General features: G+C 68.6%; 15 protein-coding genes and 1 pseudogene. 12 read left to right on the top strand and 4 right to left on the bottom strand.

All coding sequences use genetic code 11. From position 1 onward, the window contains the following. Positions 1–212: 212 nt before the first annotated feature. The 3 genes from metH (at position 213) to AB0C82_RS14215 (ending at position 6512) form a co-directional block, all read left to right on the top strand. The gene (gene metH, locus AB0C82_RS14225; RefSeq protein WP_362840556.1) at positions 213–3725 is read left to right on the top strand and encodes a methionine synthase; all 3513 of its coding nucleotides are present in this window, start codon (positions 213–215) and stop codon (positions 3723–3725) included. 117 nt (positions 3726–3842) lie between these two features. After that, positions 3843–4544: an HAD family phosphatase gene (locus AB0C82_RS14220; RefSeq protein ID WP_362840553.1), complete on the top strand. Its 702-nt coding sequence runs from the start codon at positions 3843–3845 to the stop codon at positions 4542–4544. 366 nt (positions 4545–4910) lie between these two features. Further along, the gene (locus AB0C82_RS14215; protein WP_362841003.1) at positions 4911–6512 is read left to right on the top strand and encodes an ABC transporter substrate-binding protein; all 1602 of its coding nucleotides are present in this window, start codon (positions 4911–4913) and stop codon (positions 6510–6512) included. Positions 6513–6572: 60 nt separating this feature from the next. Here AB0C82_RS14215 and AB0C82_RS14210 read toward each other — a convergent pair whose 3' ends face one another. Both AB0C82_RS14210 and AB0C82_RS14205 read right to left on the bottom strand, forming a co-directional pair. Then, the gene (locus AB0C82_RS14210) at positions 6573–7244 is read right to left on the bottom strand and encodes a response regulator transcription factor (protein ID WP_103517407.1); all 672 of its coding nucleotides are present in this window, start codon (positions 7242–7244) and stop codon (positions 6573–6575) included. Between the two features lie 9 nt (positions 7245–7253). Further along, positions 7254–8099, bottom strand: a complete 846-nt coding sequence (locus tag AB0C82_RS14205; RefSeq protein WP_362841000.1) for a PD-(D/E)XK nuclease family protein — start codon at positions 8097–8099, stop codon at positions 7254–7256. Between the two features lie 171 nt (positions 8100–8270). Between AB0C82_RS14205 and AB0C82_RS14200 the strand changes: the two genes are divergently transcribed. From AB0C82_RS14200 to AB0C82_RS14190, 3 genes are all read left to right on the top strand, one after another. After that, positions 8271–9527, top strand: coding sequence for a site-2 protease family protein (locus AB0C82_RS14200; protein ID WP_362840997.1), 1257 nt, complete (start codon positions 8271–8273; stop codon positions 9525–9527). A gap of 60 nt (positions 9528–9587) precedes the next feature. Continuing rightward, positions 9588–10487 (top strand): tRNA (adenine-N1)-methyltransferase, encoded by a 900-nt coding sequence (locus tag AB0C82_RS14195; RefSeq protein WP_362840550.1) that lies wholly within the window; start codon positions 9588–9590, stop codon positions 10485–10487. A gap of 209 nt (positions 10488–10696) precedes the next feature. Further along, the gene (locus tag AB0C82_RS14190; RefSeq protein WP_362840548.1) at positions 10697–11275 is read left to right on the top strand and encodes a hypothetical protein; all 579 of its coding nucleotides are present in this window, start codon (positions 10697–10699) and stop codon (positions 11273–11275) included. Positions 11276–11279: 4 nt separating this feature from the next. Here AB0C82_RS14190 and AB0C82_RS14185 read toward each other — a convergent pair whose 3' ends face one another. Further along, positions 11280–11591 (bottom strand): ferredoxin, encoded by a 312-nt coding sequence (locus AB0C82_RS14185; RefSeq protein WP_362840546.1) that lies wholly within the window; start codon positions 11589–11591, stop codon positions 11280–11282. A 240-nt stretch (positions 11592–11831) separates the two neighbouring features. Here AB0C82_RS14185 and arc point away from each other — a divergent pair, with 240 nt between their 5' ends. The 6 genes and pseudogenes from arc to prcA all read left to right on the top strand — a co-directional run bounded on the left by arc (position 11832) and on the right by prcA (position 17581). After that, positions 11832–13598 carry a proteasome ATPase gene (gene arc, locus AB0C82_RS14180; RefSeq protein ID WP_362840543.1) on the top strand — a complete coding sequence of 589 codons (1767 nt, stop codon included), beginning with the start codon at positions 11832–11834 and terminating at the stop codon, positions 13596–13598. A 236-nt stretch (positions 13599–13834) separates the two neighbouring features. Next, a complete protein-coding gene (gene dop / locus AB0C82_RS14175) occupies positions 13835–15346 on the top strand; it encodes a depupylase/deamidase Dop (RefSeq protein ID WP_362840540.1) in 1512 nt (503 codons plus the stop codon). Positions 15347–15466: 120 nt separating this feature from the next. Further along, positions 15467–15685, top strand: coding sequence for a ubiquitin-like protein Pup (locus tag AB0C82_RS14170; protein ID WP_362840537.1), 219 nt, complete (start codon positions 15467–15469; stop codon positions 15683–15685). Positions 15686–15732: 47 nt separating this feature from the next. Then, positions 15733–15910, top strand: a pseudogene (locus AB0C82_RS14165) (endonuclease domain-containing protein); the annotation flags it as partial. Beyond that, positions 15862–16707 (top strand): proteasome subunit beta, encoded by an 846-nt coding sequence (gene prcB / locus AB0C82_RS14160; protein ID WP_362840534.1) that lies wholly within the window; start codon positions 15862–15864, stop codon positions 16705–16707. The pseudogene AB0C82_RS14165 and the gene prcB, both read left to right, overlap by 49 nt. Before the next feature lie 55 nt (positions 16708–16762). Next, a complete protein-coding gene (gene prcA / locus AB0C82_RS14155; protein WP_362840531.1) occupies positions 16763–17581 on the top strand; it encodes a proteasome subunit alpha in 819 nt (272 codons plus the stop codon). Positions 17582–17660: 79 nt separating this feature from the next. Here prcA and AB0C82_RS14150 read toward each other — a convergent pair whose 3' ends face one another. Continuing rightward, positions 17661–18689, bottom strand: a complete 1029-nt coding sequence (locus AB0C82_RS14150; RefSeq protein ID WP_362840528.1) for a LacI family DNA-binding transcriptional regulator — start codon at positions 18687–18689, stop codon at positions 17661–17663. Positions 18690–18823: the final 134 nt, after the last annotated feature.

The raw sequence follows: 18823 nt of genomic DNA, 5'->3' as shown, positions 1-18823 counted from the left end.
ACAATGCTGAACACTATCGGTCGATGTCGACCCATGTCCGGTGCCCCGTGAAGCCCGCGCCCCCGCAACGGCCGCGCCGCCCCCGCTCAGCATGACGTCCGCCCCGTGGGACGCCGTGACGGCCCGTGGTGCCTCCCGGCTACGCTGGCCGGGCGCGCCCTCCACAGGAAGGCCGCAAAGCCGACAGCCGTCGCATCCCAGGGAGAACATCCATGGCCTCGTCGCCGACCCCTTCCGCTGACAGCCGGAACCGAGCCGAAGCCCTTCGTGAGGCGCTCGCCACACGTGTGGTGGTAGCAGACGGTGCCATGGGCACGATGCTCCAGGCGCAGGACCCCACCCTCGCGGACTTCGAGAACCTCGAAGGCTGCAACGAGATCCTCAACGTCACCCGCCCGGACATCGTCCGCTCCGTGCACGAGGAGTATTTCGCGGTCGGCGTGGACTGCGTGGAGACGAACACCTTCGGTGCGAACCACTCCGCGGCGAACGAGTACGAGATCGCCGACCGGATCGTCGAGCTGTCCGAGTCGGGCGCCCGGATCGCCCGCGAGGTCGCGGACGAGTTCACCGCCAAGGACGGCCGTCAGCGCTGGGTCCTGGGCTCCGTGGGCCCCGGCACCAAGCTGCCCACCCTCGGCCACATCGCGTACGACGTGCTCCGCGACGGCTACCAGCAGAACGCGGAGGGCCTCCTCGCCGGTGGCGCGGACGCCCTGATCGTGGAGACCACGCAGGACCTGCTGCAGACCAAGTCGAGCCTCATCGGCGCGCGGCGGGCGATGGACGCCCTGGGCGTGGACGTCCCCCTGATCTGCTCGCTGGCCTTCGAGACGACCGGCGTCATGCTGCTCGGCTCCGAGATCGGTGCCGCGCTGACCGCCCTCGAACCGCTGGGCATCGACCTGATCGGCCTGAACTGCTCCACGGGCCCGGCCGAGATGAGCGAGCACCTGCGCTACCTGGCCCGCCACTCGCGTACGCCGCTGATGTGTATGCCCAACGCGGGCCTGCCGGTGCTGACCAAGGACGGCGCGCACTTCCCGCTGACCGCTCCCGAGATGGCCGACGCGCAGGAGAACTTCGTACGCGACTACGGCCTCTCGCTGGTCGGCGGCTGCTGCGGCTCGACCCCCGAGCACCTGCGCCAGGTCGTCGAGCGCGTCCGCGACATGACGCCGGGCCCGCGAGACCCGCGCCCCGAGCCGGGCGCCTCCTCGCTCTACCAGACCGTGTCGTTCCGCCAGGACACCTCGTACATGGCGATCGGCGAGCGCACCAACGCCAACGGCTCGAAGAAGTTCCGCGAGGCCATGCTGGAGGCGCGCTGGGACGACTGCGTGGAGATGGCCCGTGACCAGATCCGCGAGGGCGCGCACATGCTCGACCTCTGCGTCGACTACGTGGGCCGGGACGGCGTCGCCGACATGGAGCGGCTGGCCGGACTCTTCGCCACCGCCTCCACGCTCCCCATCGTGCTCGACTCCACCGAGGTCGAGGTGATCCGGGCCGGCCTGGAGAAGCTGGGCGGCCGCGCGGTCATCAACTCCGTCAACTACGAGGACGGCGACGGCCCCGAATCCCGCTTCGCCAAGGTCACCGCACTGGCGAAGGAGCACGGCGCCGCGCTGATCGCGCTGACCATCGACGAGGAGGGCCAGGCCAGGACGCCCGAGCACAAGGTCGCCATCGCCGAGCGCCTCATCGAGGACCTCACGGGCAACTGGGGCGTCCAGGAGTCGGACATCCTCATCGACACCCTGACCTTCACCATCTGTACGGGGCAGGAGGAGTCCCGCAAGGACGGCATCGCGACCATCGAGGCCATCCGCGAGCTCAAGCGCCGCCGCCCCGACGTACAGACCACCCTCGGCCTGTCGAACATCTCCTTCGGCCTCAACCCGGCCGCCCGCGTCGTCCTGAACTCCGTCTTCCTCGACGAGTGCGTCAAGGCCGGACTGGACTCCGCGATCGTGCACGCCTCCAAGATCCTGCCGATCGCGCGCCTGGAGGAGGAGCAGGTCAAGGTCGCCCTCGATCTGATCTACGACCGCCGCGCCGAGGGCTACGACCCCCTCCAGAAGCTCATGGAGCTCTTCGAGGGCGTCAACATGAAGTCGATGAAGGAGGGCCGCGCCGAGGAACTCCTCGCGCTCCCGCTCGACGAGCGGCTCCAGCGCCGCATCATCGACGGCGAGAAGAACGGCCTCCAGGCCGACCTCGACGAGGCCCTGCTGACCCGCCCGGCCCTGGACATCGTCAACGAAACCCTCCTGGAGGGCATGAAGGTCGTCGGTGAGCTCTTCGGCTCCGGCCAGATGCAGCTGCCGTTCGTGCTCCAGTCCGCCGAGGTCATGAAGAACGCGGTCGCCCACCTGGAGCCGCACATGGAGAAGTCCGACGCGGAGGGCAAGGGCACGATCGTGCTCGCCACCGTGCGCGGCGACGTCCACGACATCGGCAAGAACCTCGTCGACATCATCCTCACCAACAACGGCTACAACGTCGTCAACCTCGGCATCAAGCAGCCCGTCTCCGCGATCCTGGAAGCCGCCGAGGAGCACCGGGCCGATGTCATCGGCATGTCCGGTCTCCTGGTGAAGTCGACCGTGATCATGAAGGAGAACCTGGAGGAGCTCAACCAGCGCAAGATGGCCGCCGACTTCCCGGTCATCCTGGGCGGGGCCGCGCTCACCAGGGCGTACGTCGAGCAGGACCTCCACGAGATCTACGAGGGCGAGGTCCGTTACGCCCGCGACGCGTTCGAGGGGCTGCGGCTCATGGACGCCCTCATCGGCATCAAGCGCGGCGTCCCCGGCGCGGTCCTGCCGGAGCTGAAGCAGCGCCGGGTGGCCAAGAAGGACACGGCGGTCCTGGAAGTGGACGAGCCCGAGACCGGTGTGCGCTCGGACGTGGCCACCGACAACCGCATCCCCGAGCCGCCGTTCTGGGGCACCCGGGTCGTCAAGGGCATCCCGCTCAAGGAGTACGCATCCTGGCTCGACGAGGGCGCCCTCTTCAAGGGGCAGTGGGGCCTGAAGCAGTCCCGCGCCGGTGACGGACCGACGTACGAGGAGCTGGTCGAGACCGAGGGACGCCCGCACCTGCGCGGCTGGCTCGACAAGCTCCACACGGAGAACATGCTGGAGGCCGCCGTCGTCTACGGCTACTTCCCCTGCGTGTCCAAGGGCGACGACCTGATCCTGCTGCACGAGGACGGCTCCGAGCGCACCCGCTTCACCTTCCCCCGCCAGCGCCGCGGGCGCCGGCTGTGCCTCGCGGACTTCTTCCGGCCCGAGGAGTCAGGCGAGCGCGATGTGATCGGCCTCCAGGTCGTGACCGTCGGCTCGAAGATCGGCGAGGCCACGGCCGAACTCTTCGCGGCCAACTCCTACCGCGACTACCTGGAGCTGCACGGCCTGTCCGTCCAGCTGGCCGAGGCGCTGGCCGAGTACTGGCACGCCAGGGTCCGCAGCGAGCTGGGCTTCGCAGGGGAGGATCCGGCCGGGGTCGAGGACATGTTCGCGCTGAAGTACCGGGGAGCGCGTTTCTCGCTCGGCTACGGGGCCTGCCCCGATCTGGAGGACCGGGCGAAGATCGCCGAGCTCCTGGAGCCGGAGCGCATCGGGGTCAAGCTCTCCGAGGAGTTCCAGCTGCACCCGGAGCAGTCGACCGACGCGATCGTCATCCACCACCCCGAGGCGAAGTACTTCAACGCGCGGTAAGCCGCCGTTCGACGCATCGCGCCCGGTCACGTCGTAGACTGGTCGGTCCAGTGAGGCCGGTCGCTGTTCCCTTCGGGGAATGGCGGTCGGCCTTCTCGTCCCTACGGAGGAGTACGGATGACCAGTACGATCCCCGCGTCCCTGACCCGCACGGCCGATGGCTCCACGTTGCAGGCCGTCCTTCTCGACATGGACGGCACCCTGGTCGACACCGAAGGATTCTGGTGGGATGCGGAGGTGGAGGTCTTCGCAGGCCTCGGTCACCGGCTCGACGAGGCATGGCGCGACGTGGTGGTCGGCGGCCCGATGACCCGCAGTGCGGGCTACCTCATCGACGTGACCGGTGCTGACATCCGCCTGGACGAGCTCACGGTGCTGCTCAACGACTGCTTCGAGAAGCGCATCGACCGCGGGGTGCCACTGATGCCGGGTGCGGCACGGCTGCTCGCCGAGCTCGCGGCGCACGACATGCCCACGGCCCTCGTCTCGGCCTCGCACCGGCGCATCATCGACCGTGTCCTGGACTCGGTCGGTCACCACCACTTCGGCCTCACGGTCGCCGGCGACGAGGTGACCCGCACCAAGCCCCACCCGGAGCCCTACCTCTTCGCGGCGTCCGGGTTCGGGGCCGACCCGCTGCGCTGCGCCGTCATCGAGGACACCGCCACGGGTGTGGCGGCGGCGGAGGCCGCGGGGTGCCGTGTGGTGGCCGTGCCGTCCGTCGCCCCGATCGCACCGGCGGCGGGAAGGGTCGTCGTGGGGTCGCTCGAGGATGTCGATCTCGCATTTCTCCGGGGTCTGGTCACCGGAATCCTCTGAGGCGCACACCGAGAGTATTCCTGTGAATGTACGGAAAAGCTCCCGGTCGTAGAGCGTGTGCTAAATATCGCCCTCCGGTGTGGGCGAATCAGGTCCATGTCAATCAGTCGAAAACTGACCTTTCATGGGTCATGTCCGATGCTGGGCGATTTGATCGTCGGTGAAATCGGGTGCTGTGCCCCGGTTTCAACCCCTGGTTGTGGGTGTGCCTCACGCGGTGTGCGATATATGACCCAGCCGATAATTCCTCGTGCCGTCAATTCCGGAGGGCCGTGGATCGGGTGACGGATACCCGTCCGTCAGGGGCCGGTGACTATCCCTACTAATCTCGTTTTCTCACATGCCGGAATGAGGGAGAACGACCAGATGAACCGCAAGACGCTGGTGCTGCCGGCCGTGGCCGGCCTGCTCGCGCCCGTACTCGCCGCCTGCGGCGCGACGGGCGGCGGGGACGAGGGCAAGGAAGCCATCGTCGTCGGCACCACGGACCAGTTCATCGCCACGAAGGACAACCCGGCGCCGCTCGACCCTGCGATCGGCTACGAGGCGGGCGTCTGGAACGTTCTCAGGCAGACCGTGCAGACCCTCATGCACGTCCCGCGCGGCGGCGGTGAACCGGTCCCCGACGCCGCGAGGAGCTGCGTCTTCACGGACACGGAGAACGAGAGCTACCGCTGCACCCTGCGCAAGGGACTCACCTTCGCCGACGGCACGGCGCTCACCCCCGAGGACGTGCGCTACTCCATCCAGCGTGTCCTGGACATCAACTCGGACAGTGGCCCCGCCGGTCTGCTCGACAACATCGACATGATCGAGACCAAGGGCGAAGACGAGATCATCTTCCACCTGCGCACGCCGGACGCGACCTTCCCCTACAAGCTCGCCACCCCCGCCGCAGGCATCGTTCCGCGGGGAAAGTACCCGGCGAAGGGCCCCCGCGAGGGCTTCCAGGTCGACGGCTCCGGCCCGTACACGATGAAGCCCGAGGTCAGTGACGGCCAGGTGACCGAGGTCGTCTTCACCAGGAACCCGAAGTACAAGGGTGACCTGGAGGTACTCAACGACAAGGTCGAGCTCGACCTGTTCCCGGACGCCGCCGCGATGGGCAGGGCGCTCGACGACGAGAAGGTCGACATGATGACCCGCACCATGTCGCCCGAGCAGGCCGGCCGGATGCTCGTGGAGCCGAAGGACGGCGTCAAGCTCACCGAGATGCCCGGACTCGCCATCCGCTACCTCGGCTTCAACACGGACGCCCCCTCGGTGAAGAGCAAGGCCGTCCGTCAGGCGATGGCCCGGATCATCGACCGCGGCGCCATCGCCAGCAAGGTGTACGGCGCGACCGCCGAGCCGCTGTACTCGCTGATCCCGTCCACCATCACAGGCCACACCAACTCGTTCTTCAACAAGTACGGCGAGCCCGACGCGGCCAAGGCGGCCGACACCCTGCGGGCCGCGGGGATCGACACACCCGTGAAGTTCACCCTGCACTACACGACGGACCATTACGGGCCCGCGACCGCCACCGAGTTCGAGACGCTGAAGCAGCAGCTGAACGACTCGAAGCTGTTCGACGTGACCGTCGAGGGCACTCCCTGGTCGGACTACCGTCCGGCGCAGAAGCGCGGCGACTACGACGTCTACGGCATGGGCTGGTTCCCGGACTTCCCGGATCCTGACAACTACACCGCGCCGTTCCTCGACAAGAACGATTTCCTCAACTCGCCCTACCGCTCGGTCGTGGCGGAGAAGACCCTCATCCCGCAGTCCCGCCGCGAGACGGACCGCAGCGCCGCGTCCAAGACCTTCGAGCGGCTCCAGAACATCGTCGCCGACGACGTTCCCGTACTCCCGGTCTGGCAGGGCAAGCAGTACATCGCCTCCCGCGACGGCCTCACAGGAGTGGAGTGGGCGGTCAACGCCTCCGCCGACCTCCACCTCTGGGAGCTGGGACGCGGCACCGCGTGACGACGGAGATCCGGTCCGGGGCGACACGCCCCGGACCGGATCGCACGACGGAAGCCCGGCTTACTGCGCGCCGGGGCGCACCAGTCCGCTCTCGTACGCGTACACGGCGGCCTGTACGCGGTCGCGCAGGCCGAGCTTCGTCAGCACATGGCCCACATGCGTCTTGACCGTCGTCTCGCTCACGAACAGGTCGGCGGCGATCTCCGCGTTGGACAGTCCGCGCGCCACCAGCTTCAGCACCTCGACCTCACGGTCCGTCAGCGTGTGCAGGGCGTCCGGAACGGGGTCCTCGCCGGACGGCAGATGGTCCGCGTACTTGTCGAGCAGCCGGCGCGTGATGCTGGGCGCCAGCATCGCCTCGCCCGCCGCGACCACCCTGATGGCCTGCACCAGTTCATTGGCCGGAGCGTCCTTGAGCAGGAAGCCGCTGGCACCGGCGCGCAGCGCCTCCACCACGTACTCGTCGAGATCGAAGGTGGTCAGCACCAGCACCTTCGCCGGACCGTCGCGGCCGGGCCCCGTGATCTGCCGGGTCGCCTCGACGCCGTCCATCCGAGGCATCCGGATGTCCATCAGCACGACGTCGGGCTGCAGCGCCCGCACCTGATCGATGGCCTGAAGACCGTCACCGGCCTCACCGACCACCGCGAGGTCCCCCTCCGCCTCCAGGATCATCCGGAAGCCGGTGCGCAGCAGCGGTTGGTCATCGACCAGAAGGACGCGGATCGCCACGAAATCTCCTTAAGGGCCTTCGAGGGCCACCGGTTGGCCGGCCTCGGCCCGGACCTGTCCCATTCTGCCCTGGACGTCCTGCGCGAACTCCGCCGGGCGTACGGACAGGGGGTAGACCGGGGGAGTACCGCCGAATTCCGGACAGACGGCGCGGTGGTCGCACCAGCCGCACAACTTCGTCGGCCGGGGGCGCCACTCGCCGCTCTCCGTCGCCTCCCGGATCGCCTCCCACAGCGCCAGCAGCTTGCGCTCCACACGCTCCAGGTCCGCCTCGACCGGGTCGTACGTGAGGACGTCACCGCTGCCGAGGTAGACCAGCTGGAGACGCCGCGGCACCACGTTCTTGAGGCGCCAGATGACCAGCGCGTAGAACTTCATCTGGAACAGCGCACCCTCCGCGTACTCCGGACGCGGTGCCTTGCCCGTCTTGTAGTCCACGATCCGGACCTCGCCCGTCGGCGCCACGTCGATCCGGTCGATCACCCCGCGCAGCCGCAGCCCGGACTCCAGCTCCGTCTCGACGAACAGCTCGCGCTCGGCGGGCTCCAGCCGGGTCGGGTCCTCCAGCGAGAACCACCGCTCCACCAGCTGCTCCGCCTCGCCGAGCCACCGCGAGAGACGTTCACCCTCCGTGTCACCCGAGAACAGCTCCGTCAGCTCAGGCTTCGACTCCAGAAGCCGGTCCCACTGGCCGGGAATCAGTGCCCGCGCCTTCGGCGCCGTACGCTCCACGGCCGGGTCGTCGAACAGGCGCTCAAGGACGGCGTGGACCAGGGTGCCCCGGGTAGCAGCCTCACTGGGCTTCTCGGGCAGCCTGTCGATGACCCGGAACCGGTACAGCAGGGGACACTGCATGAAGTCGCTCGCCCGCGACGGCGACAACGAGGTGGGTGGCTGAGGCGGCCGGGGTACGGAGGTCATGTCGAAGACCCTACGGCCCGCCACTGACACCGGGCGGAATACCATCGACGACAGACCCTCGCACACTGCATGATCGTGACAGACGCCACCGACCGAAGGGACCCCGTGGACGACAGCGGCGACAGCGGGCGGCCGCAGCCAGGCGCAGGAGGCACGGACCCGGACCCGGGCTCCGCACCCGACAAGGGCGCACCGAAGCGACCGGCCGAACCGGGCGGCGGCATCCTCATGGGCCGCCCCTTCGGCGTACCGGTCTACGTCGCGCCCAGCTGGTTCATCGTCGCGGCGCTCATCACCTGGGTCTTCGGCGGCCAGCTCGAGCGCGTCCTTCCCGAGCTCGGGAACACCCGCTACCTGGTCTCGCTCTTCTTCGCCATCGCCTTCTACGCCTCCGTGCTCGTCCACGAGCTCGCGCACACCGTCGCGGCGCTGCGCTACAAGCTCCCGGTCCGGCGCATCCAGCTCCAGTTCTTCGGCGGCGTCTCCGAGATCGAGAAGGAGTCCGAGACCCCCGGCCGCGAGTTCGTCCTCGCCTTCGTCGGCCCGCTGCTCTCGCTCGTCCTCGCCGGTGTCTTCTACGCGGGGATGCAGTTCGTCGATCCCCCCACCGTCCCCGGCGTGCTCCTCGCCGGTCTGATGATCTCCAACCTCCTCGTCGCCGCCTTCAACCTGCTCCCGGGCCTCCCGCTCGACGGCGGACGGATGCTGCGTGCCGTGGTCTGGAAGATCACCGGAAAGCCGATGAGCGGCACCATCGCCGCCGCCTGGGTCGGCCGGGGTCTCGCCGTCGCCGTCCTCATCGGGCTCCCGCTCCTCACCCACACCGGAGCGCTCGGCAACGCCACCGAAGAGATCAGCGGTGTGGAGACCGTCACCGACGCACTGCTCGCCGCGATCCTCGCCGGGATCATCTGGACGGGCGCCGGAAACAGCCTGCGCATGGCCCGCCTGCGCGAGCACCTCCCCGACCTGCGCGCCCGCACCCTCACCCGGCGAGCCGTCCCCGTCGAGTCCGCCACCCCCCTCTCCGAGGCGCTGCGCCGGGCCAACGAGGCGGGAGCCCGCGCCCTCGTCGTCGTCGACGGACAGGGCAATCCGAAGGGCGTCGTCCGGGAGGCCGCCATCGTCGGCGTCCCCGAGCACCGCCGCCCCTGGGTCGCCGTCAGCGGCCTCGCCCAGGACCTCACCGACGGCATGAGGGTCCCGGCCGAACTGGCCGGCGAAGCCCTCCTGGACCGGCTCAAGGCCACACCGGCGACCGAGTACCTCGTCGTCGAGGAGACCGGCGAGATCTACGGAGTGCTGTCCACCATCGACGTCGAACGCGCTTTCGTCGCCGCGATGGCCCGCCCGGGCGCCTGAGACACCGTCGGGCCCCGGCCGGGCGGTCGGAGCCCCCGAAAACACCGGTACGCTGGCCACATGTCTGAACCGACCGGTGCCGCCCGACGTCGCGGGCCCTTCAAGGTCGGGGACCAGGTACAGCTCACCGATCCCAAGGGACGCCACTACACCTTCACGCTCGAAGCCGGAAAGAACTTCCACACCCACAAGGGTTCTTTCCCGCACGACGAGCTGATCGGTGCTCCCGAGGGCAGTGTTGTCCGCACCACGGGGAACGTCGCCTACCTCGCGCTGCGCCCCCTGCTCCCCGACTACGTCCTGTCCATGCCCCGCGGTGCCGCCGTGGTCTACCCGAAGGACGCGGGGCAGATCCTGGCCTTCGGCGACATCTTCCCCGGCGCCCGCGTCGTGGAGGCCGGCGTCGGATCGGGCGCGCTCAGCACGTTCCTCCTGCGCGCCATCGGCGAGCAGGGAATGCTGCACTCCTACGAGCGCCGCGAGGACTTCGCCGAGATCGCCCAGCAGAACGTCGAGCGCTACTTCGGCTCCCCGCACCCCGCCTGGCAGCTCACCATCGGCGACCTCCAGGACAACCTCTCCGACACCGACGTCGACCGCGTCGTCCTGGACATGCTGGCCCCCTGGGAGTGCCTGGAAGCCGTCTCCAAGGCGCTCGTGCCCGGCGGCATCCTCTGCGCGTACGTCGCCACGACCACCCAGCTCTCGCGGACCGTCGAGTCCATCCGCGAGATCGGCTGCTTCGCCGAGCCGCAGCCCTGGGAGTCGATGATCCGCAACTGGCACGTCGAGGGCCTGGCCGTCCGTCCCGACCACCGGATGATCGGCCACACGGGCTTCCTCGTCACCGCTCGTCGGCTGGCGGACGGCGTCGAGGCGCCGCTGCGCCGCCGCCGCCCCTCCAAGGGCGCCTACGGCGACGACTACTCGGGCCCGGGCAGCACCTCGTCGCGCGCCTGATCCCGTAACAACGCCCGGGCGCCGCCGCCCAGTTCCCAGGACCTCCCGGGAAGTGGACGGCGGCGCCTTCTCGTTGCCCTGCAAGCCGGCGCCGACCCCACCGTTCCGCTTCCGTGTGAGGTGTGGCACGATGCTGGCCACCCCCCGCCCGCCGACGCGCAGCCGGCACCGCCTACCCAGGCCCCCAGGAACCACAGGAGACATACCGCGTGCAGACCTCCGCGCTCCCGGACCTCGCGCACACCGCCACGAAGCCGGTGCACTGGCTCGCGACGGCCACGGCCATGGCAGCCGTCGTCGCCTGTGCGGGCCTGCTGCAGCCCGGCACGGCAACCGCGACGGCCTCCGGTAAGGACGTGGCCTCCCGGTCCGGCAGTGCGCCCGTGGCCGCCCCCGACGCGGCGGCGGCGGACTACCCGCTGGACTGCGGCGGTGCGAAGAACGTGGTGGCCGACGCGGCCCCCGGAGACCTCGACGGCGACGGCCGCCCCGAGACCGTCGCGGTGGTCCACTGCGACGCGGGCATGGGCACCCCGCCCAGCGGCGTCTACGTCCTGACACACGGAAGCGGAGCCGCACCCAGGGTCGTCGCGACCCTGGTGGACCCCGCTTCGAGGACGACGGTCACCGATTTCACGGTGCGCGGCGGAACGGTCTCGGCGACGCTGCTCGGCTACTCCTCGCCCGACGTGCCGCGCTGCTGCCCCGACGAGACGGAGAAGGCCAGCTGGCGCTGGAAGGGCAACGCCTTCGTCAGGTCCGGCCAGGACCTCGCGCGCGGCGCCTGAGCCGTTACGCCGCGTCCGGACCGAAAACTTCGACGCTGTCCGAAACACGTCGTACGTGGATGCAGTCGCCAGGGCACTCCTTGGCCGAGTCCACCACGTCCTGGAGGAGCGGCAGCGGCACCGGCGTCGTGGCGCCCTTGTCCTGGAGGAGCTCGTCCTCGCCGCTCTTCACGTACGCCAGACCGTCGATGTCCAGCTCGAACACCTCGGGTGCGTACTGCACACAGATGCCGTCGCCGGTGCAGAGGTCCTGGTCGATCCAGACCTCCAGATCCTGCGTCCCGCTGTCGCCCGGAGTGTCCTGCCGCACGGTCATATGTCCTGCCGTTCCCTGCGTATCCGAACCAAATGAAGCCAGCCCTGACGGGTGTTGAACGCTTCGACGATACAACCGGCGGCTTTCCGGTGCTCAAAGTGGGTATTCCCTTGGCGTGAGGGAGAGCGCAAGGGTGAAGATCGGACACACCCCGGAGTCTTTGTGATCTAGGGGTTTCAATCATCACCCACCCAGGTAGGGTCAGGAAGCGTCCAGCTCCCCTTGGAGGAGGTGAGGACCGTGGCAGCCCACGACGACGACATCAACCGCGGCATCCGGCCCGGGCGGGGGTCAGAAGACCCAGCCGGCCAGGTTGCCTATCTCGAGCAGGAAATCGCCGTCCTGCGACGTAAGCTCGCCGACTCTCCGCGTCATACGAGGATTCTCGAAGAGCGGATCGTCGAGTTGCAGACCAACCTGGCCGGCGTGTCCGCTCAGAACGAGCGGCTCGCCAATACGCTCCGTGAGGCCCGAGACCAGATCGTGGCCCTCAAGGAGGAGGTCGACCGGCTCGCACAGCCGCCGGCCGGCTTCGGTGTCTTCCTGCAGTCAATCGAGGACGGCACCTGCGACATCTTCACCGGGGGCCGCAAGCTCCGGGTGAACGTCAGCCCCAGCGTCGACCTCGACGACCTCAGACGAGGTCAGGAAGTCATGCTCAACGAAGCGCTCAACGTGGTCGAGGCCATGGCGTTCGAGCGGGCCGGGGACATCGTCACCCTCAAGGAGATCCTGGAGGACGGCGAGCGTGCCCTGGTGATCGGGCACACCGACGAGGAACGGGTGGTGCGGCTCGCGGAGCCGCTGATGGACATGACCATCCGGCCCGGCGACTCCCTGCTGCTGGAACCCAGGTCCGGCTACGTCTACGAAGTGGTCCCGAAGAGCGAGGTCGAGGAACTGGTCCTCGAAGAGGTTCCGGACATCGACTACGACAAGATCGGCGGCCTGGGCGACCAGATCGAACTGATCCGCGACGCGGTCGAGCTTCCGTACCTCCACCCCGATCTCTTCAAGGAGCACGAACTGCGGCCGCCGAAGGGCATCCTGCTCTACGGTCCGCCCGGCTGCGGCAAGACTCTGATCGCCAAGGCAGTGGCCAACTCTCTGGCCAAGAAGGTCGCCGAGGTCACGGGACAGCCCGCGGGGAAGAGCTACTTCCTCAATATCAAGGGCCCCGAGCTCCTCAACAAGTACGTCGGTGAGACCGAGCGGCACATCCGCCTGGTCTTCCAGCGTGCCCGGGAGAAGGCGAGCGAGGGGACCCCCGTCATCGTCTTCTTCGACGAGATGGAATCCCTCTTCCGCACCCGTGGTTCCGGTGTCAGCTCGGACGTGGAGAACACCATCGTCCCCCAGCTGCTCGCCGAGATCGACGGTGTGGAGGGCCTGGAGAACGTCATCGTCATCGGCGCCTCCAACCGCGAGGACATGATCGACCCGGCCATCCTGCGGCCCGGCCGGCTCGATGTGAAGATCAAGATCGAGCGCCCGGACGCGGAGGCCGCGAAGGACATCTTCGCGAAGTACCTGACGCCTTCGCTGCCGATCCACACGGAGGATCTGGGCGAGCACGCGGGCTCCAGGCCGGCTGCCACCCACGCCATGATCCAGTCCGTCGTGGAGAGGATGTACACCGAGTCCGAGGAGAACCGCTTCCTCGAGGTCACCTACGCCAACGGTGACAAGGAAGTCCTGTACTTCAAGGACTTCAACTCCGGCGCGATGATTCAGAACATCGTCGACCGGGCAAAGAAGATGGCCATCAAGGCATTCCTCGAACACGGCCAAAAGGGCCTTCGGGTCTCCCATCTCCTCCAGGCTTGCGTGGACGAGTTCAAGGAGAACGAGGACCTTCCCAACACGACGAACCCGGACGACTGGGCCAGGATTTCCGGAAAGAAGGGCGAGCGGATCGTCTTCATCCGCACGCTCGTCACCGGAAAGCAGGGTGCGGACACCGGACGCTCCATCGACACAGTGGCAAATACCGGGCAGTACCTGTAAAACGCAGACCGGCTGCGGATGCCCGGCCGGGCATCCGCAGCCGGTTGTTTTCCCGGCTGCTCCGGCCATATCCGAGCAATGACGTAATTGATCTCCCCACCGGCGCAATGGCGCTCTAGGCTCTGCCGTACCGCCGAGTCGCGCAGTGCGGGGACGGGCACCGCACGCCCACCGGACAAGCAGCGGTACTTGAGCGCCGCCCCCGGAGGGGAGCGCCGCCGGGCAAGGAGGGCCGCATGACCGTACGGCGAGTAATGGGCATCGAGACCGAGTACGGAATCTCCGTTCCCGGTCACCCCAACGCCAATGCCATGCTCACCTCGTCCCAGATCGTCAACGCCTACGCGGCGGCGATGCACCGGGCGCGCCGCGCCCGCTGGGACTTCGAGGAGGAGAATCCGCTGCGTGACGCGCGAGGCTTCGACCTCGCCCGTGAGACCGCCGACTCCAGCCAGCTCACCGACGAGGACATCGGCCTGGCCAATGTCATCCTCACCAACGGTGCCAGGCTCTACGTCGACCACGCGCACCCCGAATACAGCTCACCCGAGATCACCAACCCGCTCGACGCGGTGCTCTGGGACAAGGCCGGCGAGCGGGTCATGGCGGAGGCCGCGGAGCGGGCCGCCGCGATCCCGGGCGCCCAGCCGATCCACCTCTACAAGAACAACACCGACAACAAGGGCGCCTCGTACGGCACGCACGAGAACTACCTGATGAAGCGGGAGACCGCGTTCTCGGACATCGTGCGCCACCTCACGCCGTTCTTCGTCTCCCGGCAGGTCGTCACCGGCGCGGGCCGGGTCGGCATCGGCCAGGACGGCCATGAGCACGGCTTCCAGATCAGTCAGCGGGCGGACTACTTCGAGGTCGAGGTCGGCCTGGAGACGACGCTGAAGCGCCCCATCATCAACACCCGCGACGAACCCCACTCCGACGCCGAGAAGTACCGCCGGCTCCATGTGATCATCGGCGACGCGAACCTGTCGGAGATCTCGACCTATCTGAAGCTCGGCACCACGTCACTGATCCTCTCGATGATCGAGGACGGCTTCATCAACGTCGACCTCGCCGTCGACCAGCCGGTGCGCACCCTGCACCAGGTCTCGCACGACCCCACCCTCAAACAGCTGATCACGCTCCGCAGCGGCCGGACACTCACCGCTGTGCAGCTCCAGATGGAGTACTTCGAGCTGGGCCGCAAGTACGTCGAGGAGAGGTACGGCGCGGACGCCGACGAGCAGACCAAGGACATCCTGATCCGGTGGGAGGACACGCTCAACCGGCTGGAGAACGATCCGATGAGCCTCTCGGGCGAGCTGGACTGGGTCGCGAAGAAGGAGCTCATGGAGGGCTACCGGCGCCGCGACAGCCTGGACTGGGACGCCCCGCGCCTGCACCTGGTGGACCTCCAGTACGCGGACGTGCGGCCCGACAAGGGCCTCTACAACCGCCTGGCGGCCCGCGGGAAGATGAAGCGCCTGCTGGACGAGAGCGACGTCGAGCGGGCCCGTACGAAGCCTCCTGAGGACACGAGGGCGTATTTCAGGGGCCGGTGCCTGGAGCAGTACGCGGACGACGTCGCCGCGGCCTCCTGGGACTCGGTCATCTTCGACCTGCCCGACCACGACTCCCTGCAGCGGGTGCCGACCATGGAACCGCTGCGCGGGACGCGTGAACACGTCGAAGGGCTCCTGGACCGCTGCCGCACCGCGGAAGAGCTGGTCCGGGTGCTCTCGGGCGGCTGAAAGGGCTCCCGGCTGGGAATCATTCCGATGACCTCCGGACGTTGAGACAAGTACCGGGCCAATGTCGGACCCCATGGGTAGGGTCTGATCAAGTGCTTCGAACCGAGCGGGGTGAGCTACATGGCGACCAAGGACACCGGCGGCGGACAGCAGAAGGCGACGCGTTCCAACGAGGAGGTCGAGGAGCAGGCGCAGGAAGCGCAGGCTTCAGAGGACCTCGCGGAGCGGCAGGAGAAGCTGAGCGACGACGTCGACTCGGTCCTGGACGAGATCGACGACGTACTCGAGGAGAACGCGGAGGACTTCGTTCGCTCGTTCGTTCAGAAGGGTGGACAGTAGTCCACACATGTGAACGGGGTGGGAAAGTGCGTCCCGGACTGCAACTCCATGTGGATCACCACCACAGGACGGGTAGGGTCCGGGACGTACTGCTTCAACTGCAATTCGGCCATCGGCAAGTTGGGGGATGATCCTGACTCCTTGCGCAGGGCCATCGCATACCTGGAGGGAAACGCGTGGAAGCCAACACTCGTAGCACCGGGCGTCTACCAGCTGCCTTCCTGACGCCGGGTTCGTCCTCGTTCATGGACTTCCTGTCCGACCACTCACCCGACATGCTGCCCGGCAAGCGGAGCCTGCCGCCCCTCCAGGGGGCCATTCAGGCACCGCACGGGACGACCATCGTCGCGGCGTCCTTCCCCGGTGGCGTGGTACTCGCCGGTGACCGGCGGGCGACCATGGGGAACATGATCGCGCAGCGCGACATCGAGAAGGTCTTCCCGGCCGACGAGTACTCGGCGGTGGGCATCGCCGGTACGGCGGGTCTGGCCGTGGAGATGGTCAAGCTGTTCCAGCTGGAGCTGGAGCACTTCGAGAAGGTCGAGGGTGCCACGCTCTCCCTGGAGGGCAAGGCCAACCGGCTCTCCACGATGATCCGCAGCAACCTGGCGATGGCCATGCAGGGTCTCGCCGTGGTCCCGCTGTTCGCGGGCTACGACGTCGACCGCGAGAAGGGCCGCATCTTCTCGTACGACGTCACGGGCGGCCGTTCCGAGGAGGTCGGCTACGCGGCCACCGGCTCGGGGTCCCTCTTCGCCCGTGGATCGATGAAGAAGCTCTACCGCGACAGCCTGACGGAGCAGCAGACGCTGACCCTGGTGGTGCAGGCGCTGTACGACGCGGCGGACGACGACTCGGCGACCGGCGGACCGGACGTGGCGCGCCGGATCTATCCGATCGTCACCGTCATCACCGACGAGGGTTTCCGCAGGCTCACGGACGTGGAATCCGCCGAGATCGCCGGCGCCGTGCTGGAACGCCGGATGGAGGAGCCCGACGGACCGCGCGCGGCGCTGCTCTGACCGGGTCCCAGCTTCTTCGATGCACTCGTCACTGACAGAAAGGGACGGATAGCCGGTGTCGACGCCGTTCTATGTCTCACCTCAGCAGGCCATGGCCGACCGGGCGGAATACGCCCGGAAGGGCATCGCCCGTGGTCGCAGCCTGGTTGTGCTGCAGTACGCCGACGGCATTGTGTTCGTCGGCGAGAACCCGTCCCGTGCGCTGCACAAGTTCAGCGAGATCTATGACCGGATCGGTTTCGCGGCCGCCGGCAAGTACAACGAGTACGAGAACCTCCGTATCGGCGGGGTGCGCTACGCGGATCTCCGTGGATACACCTACGACCGTGACGATGTGACGGCGCGTGGCCTGGCCAACGTCTACGCGCAGACGCTCGGCACCATCTTCTCCAGCGCGGCCGAGAAGCCGTACGAGGTGGAACTGGTGGTCGCCGAGGTCGGCGCACTGCCCGAGGGTGATCAGATCTACCGGCTGCCGCACGACGGTTCGATCGTGGACGAGCACGGCTCGGTCGCGGTCGGCGGGAACTCCGAACAGATCAGCAGCTTCCTGGATCAGCGGCACCGCGACGGCATGACGCTCGCCGAGGCGCTGAAGCTGGCCGTCCAGGCGCTGTCGCGTGAGCCCAACGGTGGCGAGCGGGAGATTCCCGCGGAACGGCTGGAGGTCGCGGTCCTGGACCGCACGAGGCCGCAGCAGCGCAAGTTCAAGCGGATCGTCGGACGTCAGCTGGCGCGCCTGCTCGACGCGGACGGCGGCGGGGCCCCGACGGACGCTCCCTCCGACGACGAGACCGACACCACCGATACGGACACCGGGAGCACCGGGACCAAGGGCTCCGGTGGGACCACGGAGCCCCCCGCCGAGGACTAGGGTCCTCCGGCTCGACGCTCCTTCGCCGTGCCCCGTCCCGCCACAGCAGGCGGGCCGGGGCACGGTCGTGCGAGGGCGGTCAGGACCGGGCCGCAGGGGCGGTCGAGCCGCGCACCACCAGATCCACGGGCAGACTTCCCCGCGCCGCGGGCCGGCCGTCCAGGACGGCGAGCAGCGCCTCCATGCCGCGCTCGCCCACCCGCTCGGCGGGGAGCCGCACCGTGGTGAGCTCCGGTTCCACGGCCGTCGCCAGGGCGAGATCGTCGAAGCCCGTCACGGAGACGTCCTCCGGCACCCGCAGCCCGAGCCTGCGGACCGCCTTGCAGGCCCCCGCGGCCAGGATGTCGTCGTCGCAGACGATGACCGTCGGGCGGGGTCCGGGACCCGCCAGTGCCTGTTCCGCGGCTTCCCGCCCGGCCGTGACGTCCAGTGCGGCCGGGACCGTGCGCACGACCGCGCCCGGCACCCCCCGCACCGTGTCGTGCAGCGCCTGCGCACGGACCGCGAAGGTCCAGGAGTCCACGGCCGAGGCGAGGTGGACGAACCGGCGGTGGCCCAGACCGAGCAGATGCTCCGTCACCTGGCGCATCCCGTCCGCGATGTCGAGGTTCACCTGAGCCGCCGCGCCAGGATCGGCCGGGTCGCTGTCCAGCATCACCAGAGGGAGCCCGGCGCCGCGCAGGGCGCCCAGGGCGCCGGCGGCCATGGACGAGGCGATCACGCCGTCCAGCGACGCACGGGCCGAGGCGAAGGGGTCCCTGGCCGGCCCGGTGCCGTCGGGTGACGGGTACAGCACGACGCCGAAGTCGTGGGCGGCGGCGACACCGGCCGCGCCCGTGTAGACCCGGGCGAAGAACTCGTTGGTGAGCGCCGGGACCACGAGGAGGGCGGTCCGGGTGCTGCCGAGGCGGAGGCTGCGGGCGGCGAGATTCGGCCGATATCCGAGCGAGGCCGCCCGGTCCCGTACGCGTACCGCTGTGGCTTCCGACACCCTTCCCCGCCACTTGTCGCCGAGCACGAGGGACACGGTGGCCTGGGAGACACCCGCCGCCCGTGCCACGTCCCGGCTGGTGGGCCGTGCCGGGGCGGGCTGCTGCGCGCTGGTCACTTCGAGCCTCCGTGCTCACTGGTGCCGTGGTGCCCGGACACCGTGAGGTGGACCGGGGACTGCGCACATGGTACGTATGAGACTCGACGTTATACGTAAAACCTCGGTCCGGGTCGCTAGCCCGTCCGAGTGAG

It is taken from the genome of Streptomyces sp. NPDC048560 (genome assembly GCF_040650955.1).
Taxonomy (GTDB): domain Bacteria; phylum Actinomycetota; class Actinomycetes; order Streptomycetales; family Streptomycetaceae; genus Streptomyces.
This window is presented reverse-complemented; position numbering and strand designations above follow the sequence as displayed.